General features: G+C 64.8%; 22 protein-coding genes. 9 read left to right on the plus strand and 13 right to left on the minus strand.

Going from position 1 to position 20,871, the window contains the following annotated elements:
- Nucleotides 1-129 precede the first annotated feature (129 nt).
- A complete protein-coding gene (locus IEV87_RS01805; protein WP_188475921.1) occupies nt 130-918 on the plus strand; it encodes a 23S rRNA (adenine(2030)-N(6))-methyltransferase RlmJ in 789 nt (262 codons plus the stop codon).
- Between the two features lie 106 nt (nt 919-1,024).
- On the opposite strand, the gene IEV87_RS01810 is transcribed toward IEV87_RS01805, so the two are convergent.
- Nucleotides 1,025-2,596 carry a 2-isopropylmalate synthase gene (locus tag IEV87_RS01810; protein WP_188475922.1) on the minus strand — a complete coding sequence of 524 codons (1,572 nt, stop codon included), beginning with the start codon at nt 2,594-2,596 and terminating at the stop codon, nt 1,025-1,027.
- Between the two features lie 299 nt (nt 2,597-2,895).
- Between IEV87_RS01810 and IEV87_RS01815 the strand changes: the two genes are divergently transcribed.
- Both IEV87_RS01815 and IEV87_RS01820 read left to right on the plus strand, forming a co-directional pair.
- On the plus strand, nt 2,896-3,561 hold the full coding sequence (locus IEV87_RS01815) for an SDR family NAD(P)-dependent oxidoreductase (RefSeq protein WP_188475923.1): 666 nt from the start codon (nt 2,896-2,898) through the stop codon (nt 3,559-3,561).
- A complete protein-coding gene (locus IEV87_RS01820) occupies nt 3,555-5,063 on the plus strand; it encodes a cryptochrome/photolyase family protein (protein WP_188475924.1) in 1,509 nt (502 codons plus the stop codon). The genes IEV87_RS01815 and IEV87_RS01820 overlap by 7 nt, the downstream gene beginning before the upstream one ends.
- 91 nt (nt 5,064-5,154) lie before the next feature.
- On the opposite strand, the gene IEV87_RS01825 is transcribed toward IEV87_RS01820, so the two are convergent.
- From IEV87_RS01825 to IEV87_RS01840, 4 genes are all read right to left on the minus strand, one after another.
- Nucleotides 5,155-5,910 (minus strand): DUF2971 domain-containing protein, encoded by a 756-nt coding sequence (locus IEV87_RS01825; protein ID WP_188475925.1) that lies wholly within the window; start codon nt 5,908-5,910, stop codon nt 5,155-5,157.
- A gap of 85 nt (nt 5,911-5,995) precedes the next feature.
- Nucleotides 5,996-7,060 carry a 5-(carboxyamino)imidazole ribonucleotide synthase gene (locus IEV87_RS01830; protein WP_188475926.1) on the minus strand — a complete coding sequence of 355 codons (1,065 nt, stop codon included), beginning with the start codon at nt 7,058-7,060 and terminating at the stop codon, nt 5,996-5,998.
- Nucleotides 7,053-7,541 carry a 5-(carboxyamino)imidazole ribonucleotide mutase gene (gene purE / locus IEV87_RS01835; RefSeq protein WP_188475927.1) on the minus strand — a complete coding sequence of 163 codons (489 nt, stop codon included), beginning with the start codon at nt 7,539-7,541 and terminating at the stop codon, nt 7,053-7,055. Before purE ends, IEV87_RS01830 begins: the two co-directional genes overlap by 8 nt.
- A gap of 172 nt (nt 7,542-7,713) precedes the next feature.
- Nucleotides 7,714-7,938 (minus strand): DUF465 domain-containing protein, encoded by a 225-nt coding sequence (locus IEV87_RS01840; protein ID WP_188475928.1) that lies wholly within the window; start codon nt 7,936-7,938, stop codon nt 7,714-7,716.
- Between the two features lie 157 nt (nt 7,939-8,095).
- Here IEV87_RS01840 and IEV87_RS01845 point away from each other — a divergent pair, with 157 nt between their 5' ends.
- The 3 genes from IEV87_RS01845 to IEV87_RS01855 all read left to right on the plus strand — a co-directional run bounded on the left by IEV87_RS01845 (nt 8,096) and on the right by IEV87_RS01855 (nt 9,907).
- Nucleotides 8,096-8,509, plus strand: a complete 414-nt coding sequence (locus tag IEV87_RS01845; RefSeq protein WP_188475929.1) for an Hsp20 family protein — start codon at nt 8,096-8,098, stop codon at nt 8,507-8,509.
- Nucleotides 8,510-8,512: 3 nt separating this feature from the next.
- Nucleotides 8,513-8,737, plus strand: coding sequence for a DUF1150 family protein (locus IEV87_RS01850; RefSeq protein ID WP_188475930.1), 225 nt, complete (start codon nt 8,513-8,515; stop codon nt 8,735-8,737).
- A gap of 132 nt (nt 8,738-8,869) precedes the next feature.
- Nucleotides 8,870-9,907: a succinylglutamate desuccinylase/aspartoacylase family protein gene (locus tag IEV87_RS01855; RefSeq protein ID WP_188475931.1), complete on the plus strand. Its 1,038-nt coding sequence runs from the start codon at nt 8,870-8,872 to the stop codon at nt 9,905-9,907.
- A 264-nt stretch (nt 9,908-10,171) separates the two neighbouring features.
- Here IEV87_RS01855 and IEV87_RS01860 read toward each other — a convergent pair whose 3' ends face one another.
- The 3 genes from IEV87_RS01860 to trxB all read right to left on the minus strand — a co-directional run bounded on the left by IEV87_RS01860 (nt 10,172) and on the right by trxB (nt 14,758).
- Complete coding sequence (locus tag IEV87_RS01860; RefSeq protein ID WP_188475932.1) at nt 10,172-11,887, minus strand: bifunctional sulfate adenylyltransferase/adenylylsulfate kinase; 1,716 nt, start codon at nt 11,885-11,887, stop codon at nt 10,172-10,174.
- A 203-nt stretch (nt 11,888-12,090) separates the two neighbouring features.
- Nucleotides 12,091-13,761, minus strand: coding sequence for a fibronectin type III domain-containing protein (locus IEV87_RS01865; RefSeq protein ID WP_188475933.1), 1,671 nt, complete (start codon nt 13,759-13,761; stop codon nt 12,091-12,093).
- Entirely contained in the window at nt 13,754-14,758 is a 1,005-nt protein-coding gene (gene trxB, locus IEV87_RS01870; RefSeq protein ID WP_188475934.1) for a thioredoxin-disulfide reductase, read from the minus strand. The genes IEV87_RS01865 and trxB overlap by 8 nt, the downstream gene beginning before the upstream one ends.
- Nucleotides 14,759-15,028: 270 nt before the next feature.
- Here trxB and IEV87_RS01875 point away from each other — a divergent pair, with 270 nt between their 5' ends.
- On the plus strand, nt 15,029-15,529 hold the full coding sequence (locus IEV87_RS01875; protein WP_188475935.1) for an Lrp/AsnC family transcriptional regulator: 501 nt from the start codon (nt 15,029-15,031) through the stop codon (nt 15,527-15,529).
- Nucleotides 15,530-15,544: 15 nt separating this feature from the next.
- On the opposite strand, the gene IEV87_RS01880 is transcribed toward IEV87_RS01875, so the two are convergent.
- The 5 genes from IEV87_RS01880 to lgt form a co-directional block, all read right to left on the minus strand.
- Complete coding sequence (locus tag IEV87_RS01880) at nt 15,545-16,285, minus strand: Hint domain-containing protein (protein WP_188475936.1); 741 nt, start codon at nt 16,283-16,285, stop codon at nt 15,545-15,547.
- A 373-nt stretch (nt 16,286-16,658) separates the two neighbouring features.
- Nucleotides 16,659-16,799, minus strand: coding sequence for a hypothetical protein (locus IEV87_RS01885; protein WP_188475937.1), 141 nt, complete (start codon nt 16,797-16,799; stop codon nt 16,659-16,661).
- Nucleotides 16,800-16,953: 154 nt separating this feature from the next.
- Nucleotides 16,954-17,709 (minus strand): peptidoglycan editing factor PgeF, encoded by a 756-nt coding sequence (gene pgeF, locus IEV87_RS01890; protein ID WP_188475938.1) that lies wholly within the window; start codon nt 17,707-17,709, stop codon nt 16,954-16,956.
- Nucleotides 17,706-18,788, minus strand: a complete 1,083-nt coding sequence (locus tag IEV87_RS01895; RefSeq protein ID WP_188475939.1) for a class I SAM-dependent methyltransferase — start codon at nt 18,786-18,788, stop codon at nt 17,706-17,708. The genes pgeF and IEV87_RS01895 overlap by 4 nt, the downstream gene beginning before the upstream one ends.
- Nucleotides 18,785-19,666, minus strand: a complete 882-nt coding sequence (gene lgt / locus IEV87_RS01900) for a prolipoprotein diacylglyceryl transferase (protein WP_188475940.1) — start codon at nt 19,664-19,666, stop codon at nt 18,785-18,787. Before lgt ends, IEV87_RS01895 begins: the two co-directional genes overlap by 4 nt.
- A 93-nt stretch (nt 19,667-19,759) precedes the next feature.
- On the opposite strand from lgt, the gene IEV87_RS01905 reads away from it, so the two are divergent.
- Both IEV87_RS01905 and IEV87_RS01910 read left to right on the plus strand, forming a co-directional pair.
- A complete protein-coding gene (locus IEV87_RS01905; protein ID WP_188475941.1) occupies nt 19,760-20,002 on the plus strand; it encodes an accessory factor UbiK family protein in 243 nt (80 codons plus the stop codon).
- A 343-nt stretch (nt 20,003-20,345) separates the two neighbouring features.
- The gene (locus IEV87_RS01910; protein ID WP_188475942.1) at nt 20,346-20,846 is read left to right on the plus strand and encodes a YbjN domain-containing protein; all 501 of its coding nucleotides are present in this window, start codon (nt 20,346-20,348) and stop codon (nt 20,844-20,846) included.
- Nucleotides 20,847-20,871 lie beyond the last annotated feature (25 nt).

Below are 20,871 nucleotides of genomic sequence, written 5' to 3' on the forward strand. Positions count from 1 at the left end.
TGTCCGCCCTTTTAACGGGACGGGTGGCGGGGCGAAAGTGTCTCGGGTCGCAAATCAGCGTCATTTCGCGCGGCGGGGCCTGCGGCAAAGGGACATTGCCGGGGCGCGGCGCGGCGGGTAGGGAAGGCCATGCTGTCCTATCAACACCTCTATCACGCGGGGAACCCGGCGGATGTTCACAAGCACGCGCTTCTGGCGTGGATGCTGGCGCGGCTCACCGAGAAACCGAAACCGCTGAGCTATGTCGAAACCCATGCGGGGCGGGGGTTGTATGACCTGTCGGCCCCGGAGGCGCTGAAGACAGGAGAGGCGGCGGCGGGCGTGGGACGGATGCTGGCGCGTTTTGCGCCGGATCATCCGTACCGGCAGGCGGTGGAGCAGGTGCGGGCGGAACACGGCGCGACGGCCTATCCGGGATCGCCCCTGATCGCGGCGACGCTGCTGCGTCAGGAGGACCGGGTAACGCTGGCCGATCTGCATCCGCAGGAGCACGGAGCGCTGCATGCCGCTCTCGGAGGCAGGGCTCAGGTGCGGCAGATGGACGGGTTCGAACTGGCGCTGTCGGTCTGCCCTCCGACGCCTCGGCGGGGGCTGATGCTGATCGACCCGAGTTACGAGGTGAAGGCGGACTACGAAACCATCCCGAAGGTCATCGCGCAATTGCACCGGGCCTGGAATGTCGGGGTCATTGTGCTCTGGTATCCGATCCTGACGGACGGGCGGCACAGGCGTATGGTTGAGGCGCTGGAAGGGGCCGGGATGGCGAAGATGCTGCGCCACGAGGTCGGTTTTCCCCCGGTGCGCCCGGGGCACGGAATGGTGGGGTCCGGGCTGTACGTGGTCAATGCGCCGTTCGGACTTGAGGAAGAGGCGGCGCGGGTCGGGGCGCTGTTCGCCGGGTTGTTACCCTCCTCGTGACGGCGTCGCACCGGTTGGATCGGGGCGCGGCCCCCTCCCCCTGGCAGGGGGAGGGGGCTTGGATGACCGTGGGCTAGGGCGCTTCTGACGGAACGCCGATCAAGCCCTAGCTCACGTCCTTGTAGCTGATCTCCCGTGCGTCGGCGTTCGTGCCGACCTTGTCGCGGCGCACCAGCAGGCGGTTGAGCGCGTGGATATAGGCCTTCACGCTGGCGACGACGGTGTCCGTGTCGGCGTTCGACCCGGTTACGATGCGCCCGTCCTCGTTCAGCCGGACCGAAACCGTGGCTTGCGCGTCGGTGCCCTTGGTCACGGCGCTGACCTGGTAGAGCTCCAGCTTGGCGGTATGTGGAAATATTTCCTTCACCGCGTTGAAGGAGGCATCCACGGGTCCGTCGCCGGTTGTGGAAGCGGATTTCTCGACCCCGTCCACGGTCATCACCATGTCGGCGGACTGGCCGCCGGTGCCGCAGATCACCTTGAGCGATTTAAGTTCCAGCCGGTCGGGCGTCGCATCCTCCGTCACGCGGACGAGGGCGATGAGGTCATCGTCATAGACCTCCTTCTTGCGGTCGGCGAGGTCCTTGAAGCGCACGAAGACGTCGTTCAACTGGTTCTGCCCCAGTTCGATCCCGAGTGCGCCGAGCTTGGAGCGCAGTGCCGCGCGGCCCGAATGCTTGCCGAGGACGATATTGTCCTCGTTCAGGCCGATGTCGGCGGGCTTCATGATCTCGAAGGTCTCGACGTTCTTGAGCACGCCGTCCTGGTGAATGCCGGATTCATGCAGGAAGGCGTTCTTGCCGACGATGGCCTTGTTGAACTGCACCGGAAAGCCGGAAACCGTGGCGACGCGGCGCGACAGGCCCATGATCTTGGTCGTATCGATGCCGGTCGTGTAGGGCATGATGTCGTTTCGCACGCGAAGCGCCATGACGACCTCTTCCAGCGCGGTGTTGCCCGCGCGTTCGCCCAGTCCGTTGATCGTGCATTCGATCTGGCGCGCCCCGGCTTCGACCGCGGCGAGGGAATTGGCCGTCGCCATGCCCAGGTCGTTGTGGCAGTGGGTCGCGAAGACCACCTCGTCCGCGCCAGGGACACGGTCGATGAGCATGCGGATCAGGTCGGCGCTTTCACGCGGGGCGGTGTAACCGACGGTGTCGGGGATGTTAATCGTGGTGGCGCCTGCCTTGATGGCGATTTCCACCACGCGGCAGAGATAGTCGTGTTCGGTGCGCGTCGCGTCCATGGGCGACCATTGCACGTTGTCGCAGAGATTGCGCGCGTGTGTCACGGTCTCGTGGATACGGTCGGCCATCTCGTCCATGGTCAGGTTCGGGATGGCGCGGTGCAGTGGCGAGGTGCCGATGAAGGTGTGGATCCGGGGGCGTTTCGCGTGGCGGATCGCTTCCCAGTTGCGGTCGATATCCTTGAAGTTGGCGCGCGAGAGGCCGCAGATGACGGAGTTCTTCGCGTTCCTCGCGATTTCCGAGACGGCGTTGAAGTCACCTTCGGACGCGATCGGGAAGCCGGCCTCGATGATGTCCACGCCCATCTCGTCGAGCATGGCGGCGATTTCCAGCTTCTCCTCATGTGTCATCGTTGCGCCGGGGGACTGTTCGCCATCGCGGAGCGTCGTGTCGAAGATCAGGACGTGGTCCTGTTTTGTGGTGGTGGTCATGGGGTTCTCTTTCTTAATCCAGATGCCATGGCGCGAGACGGCTGTCCTCTGAGCGGTCGCGCCGATCCGGCACGCTCAGAGGCGGATTAGGAGTAGGCGCAGAGCAGCGGCGCGCGAGATGCGCGGGTCCGTCGATGCGATATGCCCTTTGAGTTCCATGAGGGCGATATAGCGCGGCCCGCGCGGTTTGGAAACCCGTGAAACATGCTGCGTGGCAGCATGTGCCTCCGGCGGGGATATTTAGGAAAACCAAAGAGCGTGGATTGATCCGGGCGGGCCGGGCGCCACGTATCCCTGACATGAAACGGGCTTTGATCATCGGGGCGAGCGGGGCGGTCGGCGGCGCGGTGGCGTCGCGGCTGGAGGATCAGGGTTCCGCTGTCGTGCGGCTGTCCCGGTCGCGGGACGGTCTGGACCTTACGCATGAGGCATCGGTCGAGAAGGTGCTTGGTGGGATCGCGGGGCCATTCGACCTGGTGCTGGTGGCTTCCGGAGCGTTGGAGATCGACGGGTCGGGGCCGGAGAAGGCCCTGCGCGAAGTGTCGTCGCAGGCGATGCTGGCGCAGTTCGCGCTGAACGCGGTTGGTCCGGCGCTGGTGCTGCGCCACGCGGCACGGTTGCTGCCGCGGGATCGGCGCTCGGTCTGCGCCGTGTTGACCGCGAGGGTGGGATCGATCGGGGACAACAGGCTGGGCGGGTGGTATTCCTACCGCGCGGCCAAGGCGGCGGCGAACCAGATCGTGCGGACAGCGGCGGTCGAGGTGGCGCGGACGCATGCGCAGGCCTGCGTCGTCGCGCTACATCCGGGCACCGTGCGGTCGGCGCTGACGGAACGGTATCTGGGGCGTCACCCGGCCGTCGCGCCCGAGGCGGCGGCGGAAAACCTGCTTTCGGTGATCGGCGGGCTGACGGCGCAGGACAGCGGCGGGTTCTTCGACTGGCGGGGCGCGCGGGTGGAATGGTGAGGCGCGTCATCCTCGTGCTTGGCGACCAGCTGTCGCCGGAGCTGGCCGTCCTGCGGGACGGTGATCCGGAACAGGACGTCGTCGTCATGGCGGAGGTGCCGGACGAGACGGGCTATGTCCCCCATCACCCGAAGAAAATCGCCCTCGTCCTTTCTGCCATGCGGCACTTTGCGGAAGAGCTGCGCGCGGACGGCTGGACGGTCCGCTACTTCCGGCTGGAGGAGGACGGGCCGCGGTCGATCTGCGGCGCGCTCATGGCGGTACATCAGGAGGTGTCGCCCGAAGAGGTCGTGGCCGTCCGCCCCGGCGAACACCGGCTGATCGAGGCCTTGGAGGCCTGCCCGGTCGGCGTGCGCATGGTCGAAGACGACCGGTTCCTCTGCTCCGTTGACCGGTTCCGGGACTGGGCGCAGGGGCGCAAGGAACTGCGGATGGAGTGGTTCTACCGCGAGATGCGGCGCGAGACCGGGCTTCTGATGGACGGCGACCAACCCGCCGGGGGGACGTGGAACTACGATAAGCAGAACCGCAAGCCGGCGCAGCGGTCCCTCCTGCAATCCGGCCCGATGGAGTTCACGCCCGACGCGATCACGGAGACGGTGCTGGCGATGGTCCGGGAGCGTTTCGCAGAGAATTTCGGCACGCTCGATCCCTTCACTTTCGGTGTCACGCGAACCCAGGCCCGCCGCGCGCTGGCGCATTTCGTGAAGACCCAGCTGCCCGGTTTCGGGGACACCCAGGACGCCATGCTGCTGGACGAACCCTACCTGAACCACGGGGTGCTGTCGGTCTACATGAACCTTGGCCTGCTTCTCCCGCGGGAGGTCTGCGAGGCGGCGGACGCGGCCTATCGCGATGGTCAGGTGCCGATCAACTCGGCCGAGGGGTTCATCCGGCAGATCCTCGGCTGGCGGGAATACGTGCGGGGGATCTATTTCCTGAAGGGGCCGGAGTATGTGACGTCAAACACGCTTGGCCACACCCGGGACCTTCCCGCCGCCTACTGGGGCGGAGAGACCGACATGCGCTGCATCCGGGAGGTCGTCGCCCAGACCCGCGACCTGGCCTATGCGCATCACATCCAGCGGCTGATGATCACGGGGAACTACGCCCTGTTGCTGGGGGTCGATCCGGCCCAGGTGCACGAATGGTACCTGTCGGTCTACGCGGATGCCTATGAGTGGGTGGAGGCGCCGAACACCGTGGGCATGTCGCAATGGGCGGACGGAGGGGTGGTGGCGTCGAAGCCCTATGTCTCCTCGGCCAATTACATCGACCGGATGTCGGATTACTGTACGGGGTGTGCGTTTGATCCGAAGGTGAAGGTGGGGGAGGGGGCGTGCCCGTTCAACTTGCTCTATTGGGATTTTCTGGTGCGGCACCGGGAGCGGTTCGAGGGGAACCGGCGGATGGGGGTTGTTTATAAGGCTTGGGATGGGATGGGGGAGGAGAAGAGGCGGGAGGTGCTGAGGGGGGCGGAGACCTTAGGTGAAGTGATATGAATGGCTACTTCGAATAATCATCCGATACCTCAGAAAGGATCGTGTTATTGTTTATTGAAACAATGCCTTCATTAAGTTGCTGATCGCCGCGTTACCGAAGAGCGCGCTCATAAAGAGATGATTGCTGAATGGGCGCGGTTATTCCCAGTTCTTTGAAAGTTTGAGTAAGCGCGTCATATTCCCAATTAGGAGATTCTGGGGATACGTATACTTTTTCAATTAAGGTATTCGGGTCTATCGATACATGAGCGCCTTCGCCGTAATATGATACGCCTTCCATTACACCTAGGTTGTCTCCGAGGTTAATGGCGACCAATCGAACTTCGCGTTCGTGCTCGAATGACCGTCTTTTATGCATGATAGGATAAAACAAATTGTCTTCATTGAGCCACTCGTTCTCGAAATCTATGTAGCGAACCATACCCGAGTAAATGCCCGAAGGAGCCGCGGAAATCAGTTTCCGATAGGTTGTTTGGATAGCAACCGCAGTCTGGCCACCGCCATAAAGGTCCCACATCGCAGCTGACTCATGGGCATTGATGTGCCAACAATTCACGAACGATTTGGATCTGGTGTTCGCGCGAACTTGTTCTAACTTCAAGATCAGTTCGTCCACGTCTATATTGGGGTGGTCTTGAAATTGTGCTGCATATCTCTCGCGGTTGTTCGTTAGGTTCGGGTTGGGCAAAGTCCCTTCAAAGGTGTCTCTAAGCCTATCTAGCCTTGTAAAGTGTAGCGTCTTGCTAGTAGCCAGGCTCAGGAACTTTGGGATACTCATGAAGCGCCATAATTTCGCGTCAATCGATGTTGGTTGTGGAAAGCAAGGGTGATCTACGTTCGCAGGCATTTTGAACTCTTTCACATCATTTGCACGGTAAGTTCTATACTAGTTTACAAATCGTTTAAGGGGAAAAATTGCCGTTTGAACTGCCTCACCCAACCTTATTCACATGCCCCATCTTCCGCCCCGCCTTGACCTCTCCCTTCCCATACAGATGCACCGCCACGCCACGCTCCCCGGCCAGCCCTGCCACCCGCTCCACATCCTCCCCGATCAGGTTCTCCATCACCACATCCGCGTAGCGTGAGCCATCGCCCAGAGGCCAGCCGGCCACGGCCCTCACGTGCTGCTCGAACTGGTCCACGACGCAGCCGTTCTGCGTCCAGTGGCCGGAGTTATGCACCCTCGGCGCGATTTCGTTGACGATCAGGCCTCCCGGAGTGACGAACAGCTCCACCCCCATGACCCCGACATAATCGAGCGCGTTCAGCACCTTGGCCGCCAGCAGGACCGCGTCCGTCCGCAGCGCCGCCGACAGCGAGGCGGGTACGGTCGTGGTGCGCAGGATGCCTTCTCGGTGCACGTTCTCGCCCGGATCGTAGCACGACACCGACCCGTCCAGCCCTCGGGCGGCGATGATCGAGACCTCGGCCGTGAAGTCGACAAAACCTTCCAGCACAGCGGGCGTTCCGTTCATCGCGACAAGCGCGGCGGGGGCGTCGGCGGGGGACATCAGCCGCGCCTGTCCCTTGCCGTCATATCCGAAGCGGCGGGTCTTCAGGATCGAGGGGGTGCCGATCGTCCCGAGCGCCGCCTCCAGCGCGGCGGCGTCGGGGATGTCGGCATAGGGCGCGACGGAGAGGCCGAGAGAGGTCAGGAATTCCTTTTCCGTCAGCCGGTCCTGGGAGATGCGCAGCGCCTCGCGCCCCGGGCGGATCGGCTTCAGCGACTCGAGGATGTCGAGGGCGGAGGTCGGGATGTTCTCGAATTCGTAAGTAATGACGTCGACGGAGTCCGCGAAACGGCGCAGCGCGTCCTTATCGGTGTACTCGGCCTGAAGGTGATAGTTGGCGACGTGGGACGCGGGGCAGTCCCCGCCCGGTTCGAAGATCACCGTCTTCAGGCCAAGCCGCGCGGCGGCGACCGACAGCATGCGGCCAAGCTGGCCACCGCCGAGGATGCCGATGGTCGATCCGGGGGGCAGCATCTCAGTCATCGGCGGGCTCATCAGGAATGGAGGCAGAGAGCGCCTCGCGCCATGCGTCCAGCCGTCCGGCCAGCGCGGGGTCGTTCAGGGCGAGGATCCCGGCGGCCATGAGACCGGCATTGGCCGCCCCGGCCGCCCCGATCGCCATGGTCGCGACAGGGAAGCCCTTGGGCATCTGGACGATGGAATAGAGCGAATCCACACCCGACAGCGCCTTCGTCTGCACCGGCACGCCGATCACCGGCACGCGGGTCTTCGACGCCATCATGCCCGGCAGATGCGCCGCCCCTCCGGCCCCGGCGATGATGACGTGCAGGCCCCGGTCCGCAGCCGCCTTGCCATAGGTCCACAGCCGGTCGGGCGTGCGGTGCGCGGAGACGATCTTCGTCTCATAGGCGACGCCAAGCTCGTCGAGTATGGTCGCGGCCTCCTTCATCGTGGGCCAGTCGGACTGGCTTCCCATGATGATGCCTACGCGAATGTCGGTCATGTCGGTCTCCGATCTGAGACTTCGGGTTATAAGGGGTTCGGCGCGTGGCGCAATCAGAGAGCGGCGCGCGCCGCCGCGCCCCTTTCGCCTTGCTCCAAATATCCCGGGGGAGGCGCGGGTCCCGCGCCCGGGGGCAGAGCCCCCGTCCGGTCCCGACCATCCTGCCGGACCGTCAGGCGATGATGTCGGGGGTCAGGCGGTCCTCGATCTGGGCGATCCGGTCCTTTAGCAGCAGCTTCTGCTTCTTCAGCCGCTGCAGGGTCAGCTGGTCGGCGGTGCCGCGGTCGTGCAGCGCGGCAATCGCGGCGTCCAGATCGGCATGTTCGCGGCGGAACACCTGCAGTTCGACCCTCAGGACCTCATCGGTCTTCATCGAGATGTCGCTGCGCGCATTCATGTCGCGATTCCCCTCAGGTTGCAGGACTTTGACAATACCCCAGCTTCCGGGTCGCGGCAAAGCCCTTGCGCCGCACCGGGGGGCTGCCCATATTTGCATCACGGGGCCGCCGCAACGGGGCCTCGCCCGACTGTCGCTTAAAGACCAAGGACGTGTCATGACAAAGATGACCCTGGGGGCACACCCCTACATGCTGGGGTTCGAGCAGCTGGAACGGCTGTTGGAACGATCTGCGAAGACCGGCAACGACGGCTATCCCCCGTTCAACATCGAACAGACCTCCGACCGGTCCTACCGCATCACGCTCGCCGTCGCCGGGTTTGCCGAAAGCGATCTGAGCATTACTCTTGAAGACAGCCAGCTGGTGATACGCGGCCGTCAGGGCGAGGAGGCGGAGGGCCGTCACTTCCTGCACCGCGGGATCGCGGCGCGTCAGTTCCAGCGCAGCTTTGTGCTGGCCGACGGCGTCGAGGTCGGCGAGGCGATCATGGAGAATGGTCTGCTGCATGTCGATCTCACCCGGGTGGAACCCGAAAAGGTCGTACAGACCATCCGCATCAGAAAGGGGTAAGTCATGAACGTAGAATACGAAATTCCGCAGGATGCCGCCCGGATTGTCTATGTCCGGGAAGTGAAGGTTTCCGATCTGCCCCACGAAGTGCAGGTGCAGGCCGAAGGGCTCGACCACCTCTATGCGGTGCATGACGAGAGCGGCGAACGGCTGGCGCTTGTGAAGGACCGTGACATGGCCTTCGTGCTGGCTCGGCAGAACGACATGGCACCCGTGGCCGTCCACTAGGACCCATCTTGCGCGCCGGTCCACCCGGCGCGTCTTCTGCGAAACACCCCCGACAGACCGGACCATCGCGCAGCGCAATCCCCTTGCGCGGGTTGCTGCGGCGCGGCTAGCTGGCGGCGAGGGGGTGCGGGCATGGGCACACGAGACGCGTTCACCATCGGAGAGACCACCGTCGCCGCCGGGCGGCGGGAGACGGCCGACCTGCCGGTTTCGGTACTCCCGGATCACACGCCGGTGTCCCTGCGCGTCCATGTGATCCACGGCAAGCGCCCCGGCCCTGTCTGTTTCGTCAGTGCCGCCGTGCACGGGGACGAGGTGATCGGGGTCGAGATCGCCCGCCGTCTTCTGGGGCAGAAGTCGCTGTCCGGTCTGCGCGGTACGTTGCTGGTGGTGCCGATCGTGAACACCTTCGGGTTCCTGAACCGGTCGCGCTATCTGCCGGACCGGCGCGACCTGAACAGGTCGTTTCCCGGCAGCGAAGGCGGGTCGCTCGGCGCGCGGCTGGCGCATCTGTTCCTGCATGAAGTCGTCCTGCGCTGCGATTTCGGCATCGACCTGCATTCCGCCGCGATCAACCGCACCAACCTGCCTCAGGTCCGGGTCACGCCCGAAGATACGCGGCTGATGGAACTGGCGCGGGTCTTCGGCGCGCCGGTCATCATCCCGTCGTCAGAACGGGGCGGATCGCTGCGCGCGGAGGCGCGGGGGCGGGGCGTCGAGACGATCCTTTACGAGGCGGGCGAGGGGCTGCGGGTGGACGAGACCGCCGTGCGGATCGGCGTGGCCGGAATCCTGAGGGTGCTGAGGCATCGCGGCATGCTGGCGGGGCGGACCCCGAAGGTCCGTGCGCCGTTGCTGGCCCGCCGTTCGCTCTGGGTGCGAGCGCCGGGGGGTGGTCTGCTGACCAGCTTTCACGAGGATGGGGCGCAGGTCATGCGTGGCGACCTGCTGGCGCGGGTGGCCAACCCTTTCGGCGGGGAAGAGGCGGAACTGCGCGCGCCGATCGACGGGATCGTCGTGGGACGCGCGGTGATGCCGGTGGTGAACGAGGGCGACGCCGTGTTCCACATCGCCGAGATCGAGAAGGCGCTGCCTGAGGGGCTGGCCCTGGAGGAGATCGCAAAGCATCTGTCGAGGGATCCCCTGTTCGATGAGGACGAGATCATCTGACGCCGGGCAGGCGTGTCAGGTAAGGTCACCCTCGGGCTTGGCCCCAAGAACTCCGGTCATTGGTGCCCGCTGTCGGATGGACGCTCTGGGCGAACACGATGACGGAGCAGGGCAGGATCACTAGATTTGTTGCGCCGCGCGGCTGGTCGACGGGATGGGGGCGCTGCCCCCGTCCTGCGGACTCCTCCGGGATATTTCAGGCAAGATGAAAAGCGAAAGGGCCTCCGCGGCGGGAGGCCCTTTCTCACGGGTTTGTCTGGCCACTCAGTGTGCGGCGATCAGGCCCATGCTTTCCAGTTTCAGGATCACCTGATGCGCGCAGTTGTCGACATCGGTGCCTTCGGTCTCGACCCGCAATTCGGGGTTTTCGGGCACGTCGTAGGGGTCGGAGATCCCGGTGAACTCCTTGATCTTGCCTTCGCGCGCCAGCTTGTAGAGCCCCTTGCGGTCCCGCTTTTCGCATTCCTCGATAGAGGTGGCGACGTGGACCTCGATGAAGGCGCCGAATGCTTCAATGTCCTCGCGCACAGCACGGCGGGTGGTGGCGTAGGGCGCGATCGGGGCGCAGATGGCAATACCGCCGTTCTTGGTGATCTCGGAGGCGACGTAGCCGATGCGGCGGATGTTGAGATCGCGGTGCTCTTTCGAAAAGCCGAGTTCCGAGCTGAGGTTCTTGCGGACGATGTCACCGTCGAGCAGCGTCACCGGGCGGCCGCCCATTTCCATCAGCTTGACCATGACGGCGTTGGCGATGGTGGACTTGCCGGAGCCGGAGAAGCCGGTGAAGAAGACCGTGAAGCCCTGCTTGGAGCGCGGCGGCCGGGTCTTGCGCAGTTCGGCGACGACCTCGGGGAAGGAGAACCATTCGGGGATCTCCAGACCCTCGGCCAGGCGGCGGCGAAGTTCGGTGCCGGAGATGTTGAGGATCGTGACGTCGTCCTTGTCCGCGATCTCGTCATTGGGTTCGTACTGGGCGCGCTCCTGCACATAGACCATGTGTTTGAAGTCGACCATTTCGATGCCCATCTCCTCCTGATGCTGGCGGAACAGGTCCTGCGCATCGTAGGGGCCGTAGAAATCCTCGCCCTTGGAGTTGTTGCCGGGGCCGGCGTGGTCGCGGCCGACGATGAAATGGGTGCAACCGTAGTTCTTGCGGATCAGGCCGTGCCAGACGGCCTCGCGCGGGCCGGCCATGCGCATGGCAAGCGGCAGGAGCGACATGGTGGTGGTGGATCCCGGGTACTTGTCCAGAACCGCCTCGTAGCAGCGAACGCGGGTGAAGTGATCGACGTCGCCCGGCTTGGTCATGCCCACAACCGGATGGATCAGCAGGTTGGCCTGGGCTTCGCGTGCGGCACGGAAGGTCAGTTCCTGGTGCGCGCGGTGCAGCGGGTTGCGGGTCTGGAAGGCGACGACCTTGCGCCAGCCAAGCTTGCGGAAATAAGCGCGGAGTTCGTTCGGGGTGTCGCGACGGGCGCGGAAGTCATAGTGCACCGGCTGCTGGATGCCGGTGACCGGGCCACCGAGGTAAATCTTGCCGGCGGTGTTGTGCAGGTAGTTCACTGCGGGGTGCGCCTGATCGTCTGCACCGAAGACCTTCTCGGCCTCGCGCGCCTTGTTCGGCTCCCAACGATCGGTAACGGTCATGGTGGCGAGGATCACGCCTTCCTGGTCGCGCAGGGCGATGTCCTGACCGATCTCAAGGCTGTCCGCGAATTTTTCGGATACATCGAGGGTGATCGGCATCGGCCAGAGCGACCCGTCCGCCAGGCGCATGTTTTCAACGACGCCGTCGTAATCCTCTTCCGAAAGGAAGCCTTTGAGCGGGTTGAACCCGCCGTTCATCAGCAGTTCGAGGTCGCAGATCTGGCGCGGGGAAAGGTCCCAGCTGGTCAGATCGGCCGCTTCGACCTTGAGTTTCTGGGCAGATTCGTAGGAAACGAAAAGTTCTGGAATGGGGGCAAGATTGTTGGTGGCCATCGATAACTCTCTGTCAGCAAATGTCGGCGCGATCAGGCGGTGCGTCGCAAGGTGCCTAGTCCGCCGGGCATGCAAAAGGCAAGCCGATCTGTAGTGAAAAGCTCAAGTTCGGGCGGGAATGCCGCACTGCGGCGACACCGGGGAATGAAATTCCGGAAAATCGGGCAATGTGGCGGAAATTGTTTCCCTTTGGTGCCTGCCGGTTACTCGGCGAAGATGCCTTGTGAAAGGGCGAACAGCGATCCGGCGTGAATCCGCTTGAGCACGCGGGCGCGCACCATGTAGCGCCCTTCGGGCAGGGGATCAGGGTCGGTAAAGGTGGTGGCGTCGATGCTTTCGGGGCCGAGGGGGGCAAAGATCCCGTCAGGGCCGGCGCGGTAGAGCCGGTAGGTCGCGCCGGCTTCGGCGCTGGCCGTCCAGGTCAGCGTGACGTCGTCTGCCGTGCGGGTCAGAGTGAGGTCGGCAGGCGGCAGGACAGGGAAGGCGTGCAGGGTCGGGTCGCCAAGCAGGGTGCCCCAGACCGGGTGAAACATAGGGTACTGACCGGTCGGCAGGTAATCTGAGGTGTCGAAGCGGCCCGGCATGTCGGGCCCGTTGTTCACGGTGCGCATCTGGGCGTCGCCGATGGTCCGTCCGACAGCCATCCCATGCAGTCGCCATGCGGGGCGCGCGCCCCAGGCCACGGCGAGCGCCTGGTTCGGCTCGGCCATGATGGCGGCCATGGCGTTGTTCACCCGTTCGATACTGGGTTTGTAGCTGCCGAAGTTGATCGCGAAGGTCGGGCGGGCCGCGTGCTCCGTAAGGTAGCGCCGACCGTTGGCGTCGCCGAAATCCACGCCGAACAGCCAGCGCCGGGTTTCACCGGCGTCGTGGTGGCCGCCTTCGGTCACGTTGACCGGACCGACAATATTGGCGAGGCCCTCACCCTCGACAAAGAGGTGGTGCGGTCTGCCCAGATACGCCTCCCGCAGGTCGCCCCATTCGCCGTGCCGCCAGGCATGGTTGCGGTCGAAATAGGCGCGGAGAAAGGTGGTTTCCATCTCGGGCTGACGCGGGGCGGTGCGGGAGAAGTCGATACGACCCACCATGGCCTCGATCCGGCCGTCGGGAATGGTGGAGGGCACCAGAATTCCGTCCTCGCGGGCCGGCCATTCGGTATCGAGATCGGCGTAGAACAGATCGGTCCCGAAAGCCCGCGCCTCATGCCCGTCGGGTGCGATGCGTCCGCTCTGTACGAGCGGGACGGGACCGACGAGGACGATGGCGAAGTCACCGGCACTTCGGGTCAGATAGGCGGTGCGGATCTCGGATTTCAGTGTCCGGGCCAGCGGCAGGGTCTGCGCGGGGTCGAGATCGCGACCGGATGGGACGGACAGGTCGACAAGATGCCAGCCGTCGCCGGTCAGGTCATCGCGGAACCGGTCAAGCTGCGGCGCGATCACGTCTCCGGTGCCCTCGGCCACCACTAGGACGGCGGTGCCCCGGTGGTCGGGGGTGTCGAGGCCGGTTCCGCCAGCCCAGTATCCCTGGTCTATCACCCCGCGCCCGATGCGGCGGACGCGATATTCCCATTCGGTTCCGGGCGTAGCGGTATCGTCGCGATAGAACTGTACAGGCCCCGCGCCGGGCGCGATGACCTGCCAGCTGGCGATGCCTGTCTCGCCAAGCGGACGGCGGCTGATTTCGGCGTTTCCGGCAATGCGGGGCCTGGCGTCGGGCCAGATCAGGCGGATCGACCCGTCAGAGGTTTCGGCGTCCAGCGGCAGGCCGCCGGGCAGACCGCCGCGGGTTTCAGCCTGCAGGGGCAGGGCGGAGAGGGCGCAGACCAGTACCGCGCCCAGACATGTGGCAAACCGGGTGGCCGGGTCAGGCACCTGCCGTCTCGGGGGCTCCGTGGCCAAGCGGTAGTGTCGTATCGCGCGAAGAGACGTCGCCCTGCTCCGCCAGGAACCGCTCCGCATCCAGCGCCGCCATGCAGCCCATCCCCGCGGAGGTGACGGCCTGACGATACTTGTGATCGGTCAGGTCGCCGGCCGCGAAGACGCCGGGGACGGAGGTTTCGGTGGACCCGGGGTTCACCTTGACGTAGCCGCCATGGTGCAGTTCCAGCTGGTCCTTGACCAGTTCGCTGGCGGGCGCGTGGCCGATGGCGATGAACACGCCCTTGGCCGGGATTTCGCTGACTTCGCCAGTATCGACATGCTTCACGCGGACGGCGGTTACGCCCTTGGGGCTGTCCTCGCCCACGACTTCGTCGAGCACGTGGTGCCAGAGCGGTTCGATCTTGGGGTTCTTCATCAGCCGGTCGACAAGAATGCGTTCGGCGCGCAGTTCGTCGCGACGATGGATCAGCGTGACCTTGGAGGCGAAATTGGTCAGGAACAGCGCCTCTTCCACGGCCGTGTTGCCGCCACCGATCACCACGATCTCCTGCCCGCGGTAGAAGAAACCGTCGCAGGTGGCACAGGCGGAGACGCCGAAGCCCTTGTAGGCCTCTTCGCTGTCCAGACCCAGCCACTTGGCGCGGGCGCCCGTGGCAAGGATGACCGCATCGGCGGTGTAGGTCACGCCGGAGTCGCCCTTCGCGGTGAAGGGACGCCTGGAAAGGTCGAGGTCGGTGATGATGTCGTTGACGATCTCGCAACCCATGGCCTTTGCGTGAGCTTCCATGCGCACCATCAGGTCGGGGCCCTGCACTTCGGTGTCGCCGGGCCAGTTCTCGACCTCGGTCGTGGTGGTCAGCTGGCCGCCCGGTTCAATGCCCTGAACAAGGATCGGGTTCAACATGGCACGGCTGGCGTAAACGCCGGCGGTATAGCCCGCGGGTCCGGAGCCGATGATGAGAACCTTCGTGTGGCGCGTGTCGGTCATGGCGTGTCCCCTGGCAGCTTGTCCGGTCGGATATAATGAATGCACACCGGGGAGGGAAGGCGGCCGGGCGGAAAAGGCGACGGGCGATAGCGGGGCTGCGCAGGTGGCATAGCTTGGCTCAGGTGAATTCCGTGGCTCGCTACAGCAACGTCGCATGTTCCAAATATGGCGGCGGCAGGCTATTCACGGCTCCGAATGTTGCAGGCGTTTGAAATAATCTTGCGCGGACGGGCCGTGCGGTTATAACAAACGCAAATTCAGGAGGCGAGTATGGCGGGCACCCGTCTTGATGCGATTGACCGTAAGATCCTGGCCGAGCTTCAGGCGGACGGTCGCATGACCAATGTCGAACTGGCCAAGCGGGTCGGAATTTCGGCCCCGCCCTGTCTGCGCCGGGTGCGGACCCTTGAGGATTCGGGTTTCATCAAAGGCTACCATGCTCAGGTCGACAGCCGCGAACTGGGGTTCGAAGTACAGGTTTTCGCCATGGTCGGCCTGGTCAGTCAGGCCGAGGCTGACCTGACCGCCTTTGAAAACCTCTGCCGCAGCTGGCCCCTGGTCCGCGAGTGCCACATGCTGAACGGCGAGGTCGACTTCATCCTGAAGTGCGTCGCCCCCGATCTGTCGACGTTCCAGAGCTTCCTGACCGGGCAACTGACATCGGCCGAGAATGTCGCCAGCGTGAAGACTTCGCTGGTGATCCGGGGCGCCAAGGACGAACCCGGCGTGCCCTTCGACATTCTCGAGGAACGGCTGAGCCGGACGGCCTGACCGTTCCGCAGCCGTTCAGGCCGCCGCGTCCTCCAGCGCCTGAAGGGTCAGGCGGGGGTGGGCCAGCTTGCCGAAATCGGTCGCCCGCTGGATATGCGGGAACATCGACAGGAAAAGGTCGCGGGTGTTGTTGCCCATCTGCTCGAGGATTGTCATGCCGGGGTGGAAGGTTTCCAGATCCAGCCCGCCGACGCGGATCGTGGCGTGGCGGCGCAGGCAGATGTGGTAGGTGTCCGAGGCCATGCGCAGGGGAATGCCGATCACGCCGTCTCCGTCGATGAAATCCCGCAGGGGGGTGTAGGCGAAGCGGTCGTTCTGGTCGAACCGTGCGCCGGCGGGGCGGTGCAGCATCCGCGCACCGGGTCCGGCCAGCAGGTCGAGCGCGGGCTGCGCGGCGCCGAACCGGTCCGAGGTCACGCGGGTCATGATCGCCGCACCGTTCGGGTCGGGGATATGGGTCATGTTGCCGATCCACATGACGGTCTGCGGCCCGTGTTCGCGGGTCTGGACCTTCATGCCGGGGCGCAGGTCCTCGATCGCGACCTCGCCTTCGGTGGTCGAGATGATGGAGCCATGGGCAAAGGCGTTGAAAGCGGCCTGGAATTCCGGCGTCGCGGGCGCGCGGATTTCGTCATCGCGGATCTCCCCGGTCGGGGTCAGAGAGGCGGCGTGATAGCGCCGCATCGTCGGCATCGACTGGCCGACACGGGAATGCGAAAGAAACTCCGAATGGAGCGAGGTCAGAGGACCAGACATCAGTAACACCCTTTCATAGGCGTCACATCTGCGTCGGCCCCCACCGACAACCCAGAAGGACTTCTGTGGATCAGATGGGGAAAATCTGCAGTGTTGCGGGCGATCTGTCAAAAACCGGCACCGATTGGACCTTCGGGGCGGGCAATCGGCGGCTGAGTGCGGGGATTGTTGAGCGACGTCAGGTCAATCGCGCCACAATCTGGCGTTGCACGGGCGAATCGCGGTTCTGGGAGGGAGAGGAGAGACGGGACGAGCAGGTGCCGCCTCTCCTCGGTGCGGCGTTTCCGGGGGATACGGACGGCCGCGTCAGGCCCGGACAGGGGTGGGCCATTCGAATATCGTGGGGTCGGTGCCGCGTGGCACCGGGGGCTGGTCAGGCGGCGCGGCGCTCCGCGGCGGCGCGCAGGCGCTTGGCGACCCGTGCGCGCTGACCGCGCGTGAAGGGAAGCTTGGCCTCGGTGGTTTTGGCGGTCTCGACGACCGACTTGATCCAGCGTTTCTGCTTGGCTTGCATTGGTCTACCCTCTTTCTCTGCTCTCGCCGGATTGTCCCGGTCTCATGTGATTAACATGCCTGTCCTTTGCGGCCCCGGTTGGACGAATGAGGGCAATTTGGAGGTATCTTCGGGCTTTTTCCCGGTCTGCGATGCCGGTCCGGGCAGAACAGGCCTAGAGCCGGATAGCCGAGATCAGGCGACCGTAGTCGGCCTCTCCGGCATGGGTGGAGCGGCGGTAGGAATAAAATCTCGCGGGATCGGCATAGGTGCAATGGCGCGTCCATTCGGCATGGCCGACTCCGGCCTCACGCAGGCGGTGCAGCCCGTAGGAGGGCAGGTCAAAATGCACCCGGTCGCCTTCGCCGCCGGCGAAGAACCGGGAGTTGTCCGGGTCCGCCATCAGGAACTGGTCAAGGAATTCGGGCCCGACCTCGTAGGACTGCTGGCTGATCGACGGTCCGATGACCGCCTGTGTGTTCTGGCGCGATGCCCCGAGGCTTTCCATCGCGTCCAGTGTCGCCTCCAGCACCCCGTCGAGCGAGCCGCGCCAGCCCGCATGTGCAGCGCCGATCACTCCGGCCTCCGCGTCCGCGAAGAGCACGGGCTGGCAGTCGGCGGTCAGGATCGCGAGGCCGATACCGTGGGTGCGGGTCACGACGGCGTCGGCCTTTGGGCGTTCGGCGGGCGGCGAGTCCAGTGGCACCGCGGTGGCAGAGTGGACCTGATGCACGGTGACCAGGTGGTCGTCGGCCACGCCAAGCGCCATTGCGACGCGGTGGCGGTTGATCTCCACGATTTCGGTCTGGTCCGACGAACCGGTGCCGCAGTTCAGCCCTGCGAAAATACCCGAAGAGGCCCCGCCGCGCCGGGTGAAGAAGCCGTGGCGGTAGGGGGCAAGCGCGCGCGAGGTGATGATTTCCAGCGTCATGGGGCGGACGGCCTCGGGTCGTTCATGCCGGGCACCGGCGACGCGCCGGGCGGCGTCAGGGCCAGAATCTGGAAGAGCGTCCCCATTTCCTCCGGCAGGGTCAAGCGGCGATATGCGGCGAGGTGACTGTCGCGTGCCGTCCCGCTCAGCCGCCGGGCGAGCGCCTCGGCCCGCGCCGCGATGCCAAGCCGTTCGAGGAATGCACCCTGAGGGGTCAGGCCCGAAGCGACGGCAGGCGCGGCGGCAAGCGCGATCGGTTCGAAATCCACATGCGCGGTCAGATCGGCGAGGCCGGGGGCGGCCAGCGGGTCGACGGGTTCATGCGCCGTGAGCGCCTGGAAGGTGTCGCCGAGGGATCGCCAGCCGCCATAGTCGATCAGCAGCGCCGCGCCGCCGTATGTCGCGATCCGCTGGCCGATGGTCGCGGCAACGGGGCGTGCGGCGGGGCAGAGTTCGACGATGTCGCCATCGCGGGTATCGGGGAGGCGATGCGCCAGTTCGGGCAGGGGCAGGGGGGCGGCCAGTGCCAGCCTCAGCCCCGGATCGTCCAGCGCAACCATGACCTCGGCCCAGCCATCGCCATGGCGATGGAACTGGCGGATCGGCAGCGCGTCGAAGAATTCGTTGGCCACGAACCAGAGCGGACGACGCGGCAGGTCGTCGATCTTGTCCGTCCATGCGGGGGTATAGTCGGCCAGCTTCTCGGCCTGGGCATTGCGCAGTTTGGGCGAGGCTTCGATCAGCACGATGCGCATGGCGGCGTGGAACCCCGGCACGACACGGGTCGCGCGCAGGATGTCGGCCATGAGTGTTCCGCGCCCCGGTCCGGCCTCTGCCAGGGTAAACGGGGACGGAGACCCCTGGTCGAGCCAGCTTTGCGCGAGGGCGAGGCCGATCAGCTCCCCGAACATCTGGCTGATCTCGGGGGCGGTGACAAAATCCCCTGCCGCGCCGAAAGGGTCGCGGGTGGCATAATACCCGTGGGCGGGGTCGAGAAGGCAGATGCGCATGTACTCGGCAAGCGTGATCGGTCCCTCGGCCGCGATGCGGCGGCGGATCTGGTCGGTCAGCGGGGTCATCGCCATTGCCGGCGGCCGGTCAGAAGCAGGAACAGGCCGATCAGGATCATCGGCAGGGACAGCAACTGGCCCATGGTCATTCCCGCGCCGCCCAACCCGATGACATGGCCATGCGGGTTGTCGGGGGTGATGAACTGCGCATCCGCCAGCCGGAAGAATTCGACGATGAACCGTGCGATCCCGTATCCGATGAAGAACACGCCCGCGACCAGCCCCGGTTTCTTCAGTCCGCGCCAGGCAAAGGCGAGAACCAGCAGCAGCGTGCCCAGCACCAGCCCTTCGAGAGCGGATTCGTAAAGCTGGGACGGATGGCGCGCGCAGGGTGCGCCGTCGCAAAGCGCGGCCTGTCCGGGAAAGATCACGCCCCAGGGCATGTCCGTCGGCCGGCCCCAGAGCTCTGCGTTGATGAAGTTCGCGATGCGTCCCAGCAACAGCCCCGGCGGGGTCGCCAGCGCCAGCAGGTCGGCCGTCGGCAACAGAGGCAGCGCATTGCGGGCGCAGTAGATCCAGACGGCTGCGACCACGCCAAGCAGGCCGCCGTGGAAGGCCATGCCGCCCTGCCAGATCATCGGAATCTCCAGCGGGTGCGCCAGATAATATCCCGGCTGGTAAAACAGCACGAACCCAAGCCGACCGCCGATCACGATACCCAGAATGATCCAGGTCAGCAGGTCCTCAAGCTGGCCCTGCGTCATCGGTGGCGTGTCGTCCCGCCAAAGCCGTGGCCGGGCGAGCGCCATGCGGGCCGCGAGCCAGCCGAGCCCGATTCCCACTATATACGCCAGCGCATACCAGCGCAGGGCAAAGTCCATCCCGAAGAGGCTGACGGAGAAGACCTCGGGCGAGATTTCGGGGAAGGGGAGGATCAGGGCGGTCATGGCGCGACTTGGCAACGCCGGCCGGGGGAAGTCAACCTTGTGAGATCGGGCGATGAGACCCATATATGGGGAAACGCGACAACGGAGAGTGCGATGCAGACCCGCTCCAAATTCTTTGACGACATGAGCCAGCTGATGACCAACGCAATGGGCGTTGCGCAGGGGGCCAAGGACGAGGCCGAAACGGCCTTCAACGGCATGATCGATCGCTGGCTGGCCGACCGGAACCTCGTTACCCGCGAGGAGTTCGACGCCGTCCGCGCCATGGCCCAGAAGGCGCGCGAGGAGAACGAGGCGCTGAAGGCCCGGATCGCGGCGCTCGAGGCGAAAGGCTGAACAGCCGAGGAAGATCGTGGAACGGGCAGGGCCGGCTTTGACGCCGGCTCTTTCTGATTCCGTTCGGCGTCGTCAGGGCACGGATTCGACAATCGGTGTCGCGCGGCAGTCGTGCCATCGTCACGCCCTTGTCACATCTTGCCCTCTGATCGCCAATTCTTGCGGTGTTCTTGGTCCAATCCACAATTAGCTGCGTTTATCCCCAACAAATTGCTTGCCACATGCAGTCCCGGCCCTCACCATATCTCGTAGGGACACAGGGAAGTCGCCCAGTCCCTAGAGCAGGCACCTAGCGTTAGCGGCGCTCCGCGCCCGGACGCTACAACCAAAAAGAGGTGGCGCAATGGCATTGTCCGAGCAGTTTCTGACCGAAGACCTCCATCCTATCGATATCGTCGAGCATCTGGCCGAACACCACGAGTGGGATTTCGACCGGATCGGCGACGACCAGATCGCGATGGCTGTCGAGGGTCAGTGGCGCACCTATTCCGTGACGCTGGCATGGTCGCACTACGACCAGACCCTGCGTCTCGTCTGTACCTTCGAGATGGAGCCGCCAGAGGAGGCGCTTCCGGGGCTTTATGAACTGCTGAACCTGGTCAACGACCAGTGCTGGGCCGGGTCCTTCACCTACTGGACCGAACACAAGCTCTGCGTTTACCGTTACGGCCTTGTTCTGGCGGGCGAACAGATCGCCAGCCCGGAGCAGATCGACACGATGATCAACGCGGCGGTTTACTCGGCGGAACGGTACTACCCTGCGATGCAGCTGAACATCTGGGGCGGGCAGAGCCCTGCCGATGCGATGCAGGTCGCCATTGCAGAGGCCTACGGGCGCGCCTAGTCTCCCTCTCGAACAGGGGCGCGCC

Source organism: Primorskyibacter flagellatus (assembly GCF_014638275.1).
In the GTDB taxonomy this organism is placed as follows: Bacteria; Pseudomonadota; Alphaproteobacteria; order Rhodobacterales; family Rhodobacteraceae; genus Pseudooceanicola; species Pseudooceanicola flagellatus_A.

What these genes read in the sequence shown, in the direction of transcription:
- purE (WP_188475927.1), bottom strand. Translation starts at nt 7,541, where the DNA reads ATGACCGACATTCGCGTAGGCATCATCATGGGAAGCCAGTCCGACTGG.
- IEV87_RS01845 (WP_188475929.1), top strand. Translation starts at nt 8,096, where the DNA reads ATGACAAAGATGACCCTGGGGGCACACCCCTACATGCTGGGGTTCGAG.
- pgeF (WP_188475938.1), bottom strand. Translation starts at nt 17,709, where the DNA reads ATGACGCTGGAAATCATCACCTCGCGCGCGCTTGCCCCCTACCGCCAC.
- IEV87_RS01880 (WP_188475936.1), bottom strand. Translation starts at nt 16,285, where the DNA reads ATGTCTGGTCCTCTGACCTCGCTCCATTCGGAGTTTCTTTCGCATTCC.
- lgt (WP_188475940.1), bottom strand. Translation starts at nt 19,666, where the DNA reads ATGACCGCCCTGATCCTCCCCTTCCCCGAAATCTCGCCCGAGGTCTTC.
- IEV87_RS01885 (WP_188475937.1), bottom strand. Translation starts at nt 16,799, where the DNA reads ATGCAAGCCAAGCAGAAACGCTGGATCAAGTCGGTCGTCGAGACCGCC.
- IEV87_RS01815 (WP_188475923.1), top strand. Translation starts at nt 2,896, where the DNA reads ATGAAACGGGCTTTGATCATCGGGGCGAGCGGGGCGGTCGGCGGCGCG.
- IEV87_RS01830 (WP_188475926.1), bottom strand. Translation starts at nt 7,060, where the DNA reads ATGACTGAGATGCTGCCCCCCGGATCGACCATCGGCATCCTCGGCGGT.
- IEV87_RS01840 (WP_188475928.1), bottom strand. Translation starts at nt 7,938, where the DNA reads ATGAATGCGCGCAGCGACATCTCGATGAAGACCGATGAGGTCCTGAGG.
- IEV87_RS01910 (WP_188475942.1), top strand. Translation starts at nt 20,346, where the DNA reads ATGGCATTGTCCGAGCAGTTTCTGACCGAAGACCTCCATCCTATCGAT.
- IEV87_RS01855 (WP_188475931.1), top strand. Translation starts at nt 8,870, where the DNA reads ATGGGCACACGAGACGCGTTCACCATCGGAGAGACCACCGTCGCCGCC.
- IEV87_RS01810 (WP_188475922.1), bottom strand. Translation starts at nt 2,596, where the DNA reads ATGACCACCACCACAAAACAGGACCACGTCCTGATCTTCGACACGACG.
- IEV87_RS01825 (WP_188475925.1), bottom strand. Translation starts at nt 5,910, where the DNA reads ATGCCTGCGAACGTAGATCACCCTTGCTTTCCACAACCAACATCGATT.
- IEV87_RS01895 (WP_188475939.1), bottom strand. Translation starts at nt 18,788, where the DNA reads ATGACCCCGCTGACCGACCAGATCCGCCGCCGCATCGCGGCCGAGGGA.
- IEV87_RS01805 (WP_188475921.1), top strand. Translation starts at nt 130, where the DNA reads ATGCTGTCCTATCAACACCTCTATCACGCGGGGAACCCGGCGGATGTT.
- IEV87_RS01905 (WP_188475941.1), top strand. Translation starts at nt 19,760, where the DNA reads ATGCAGACCCGCTCCAAATTCTTTGACGACATGAGCCAGCTGATGACC.
- IEV87_RS01860 (WP_188475932.1), bottom strand. Translation starts at nt 11,887, where the DNA reads ATGGCCACCAACAATCTTGCCCCCATTCCAGAACTTTTCGTTTCCTAC.
- IEV87_RS01875 (WP_188475935.1), top strand. Translation starts at nt 15,029, where the DNA reads ATGGCGGGCACCCGTCTTGATGCGATTGACCGTAAGATCCTGGCCGAG.
- trxB (WP_188475934.1), bottom strand. Translation starts at nt 14,758, where the DNA reads ATGACCGACACGCGCCACACGAAGGTTCTCATCATCGGCTCCGGACCC.
- IEV87_RS01820 (WP_188475924.1), top strand. Translation starts at nt 3,555, where the DNA reads ATGGTGAGGCGCGTCATCCTCGTGCTTGGCGACCAGCTGTCGCCGGAG.
- IEV87_RS01850 (WP_188475930.1), top strand. Translation starts at nt 8,513, where the DNA reads ATGAACGTAGAATACGAAATTCCGCAGGATGCCGCCCGGATTGTCTAT.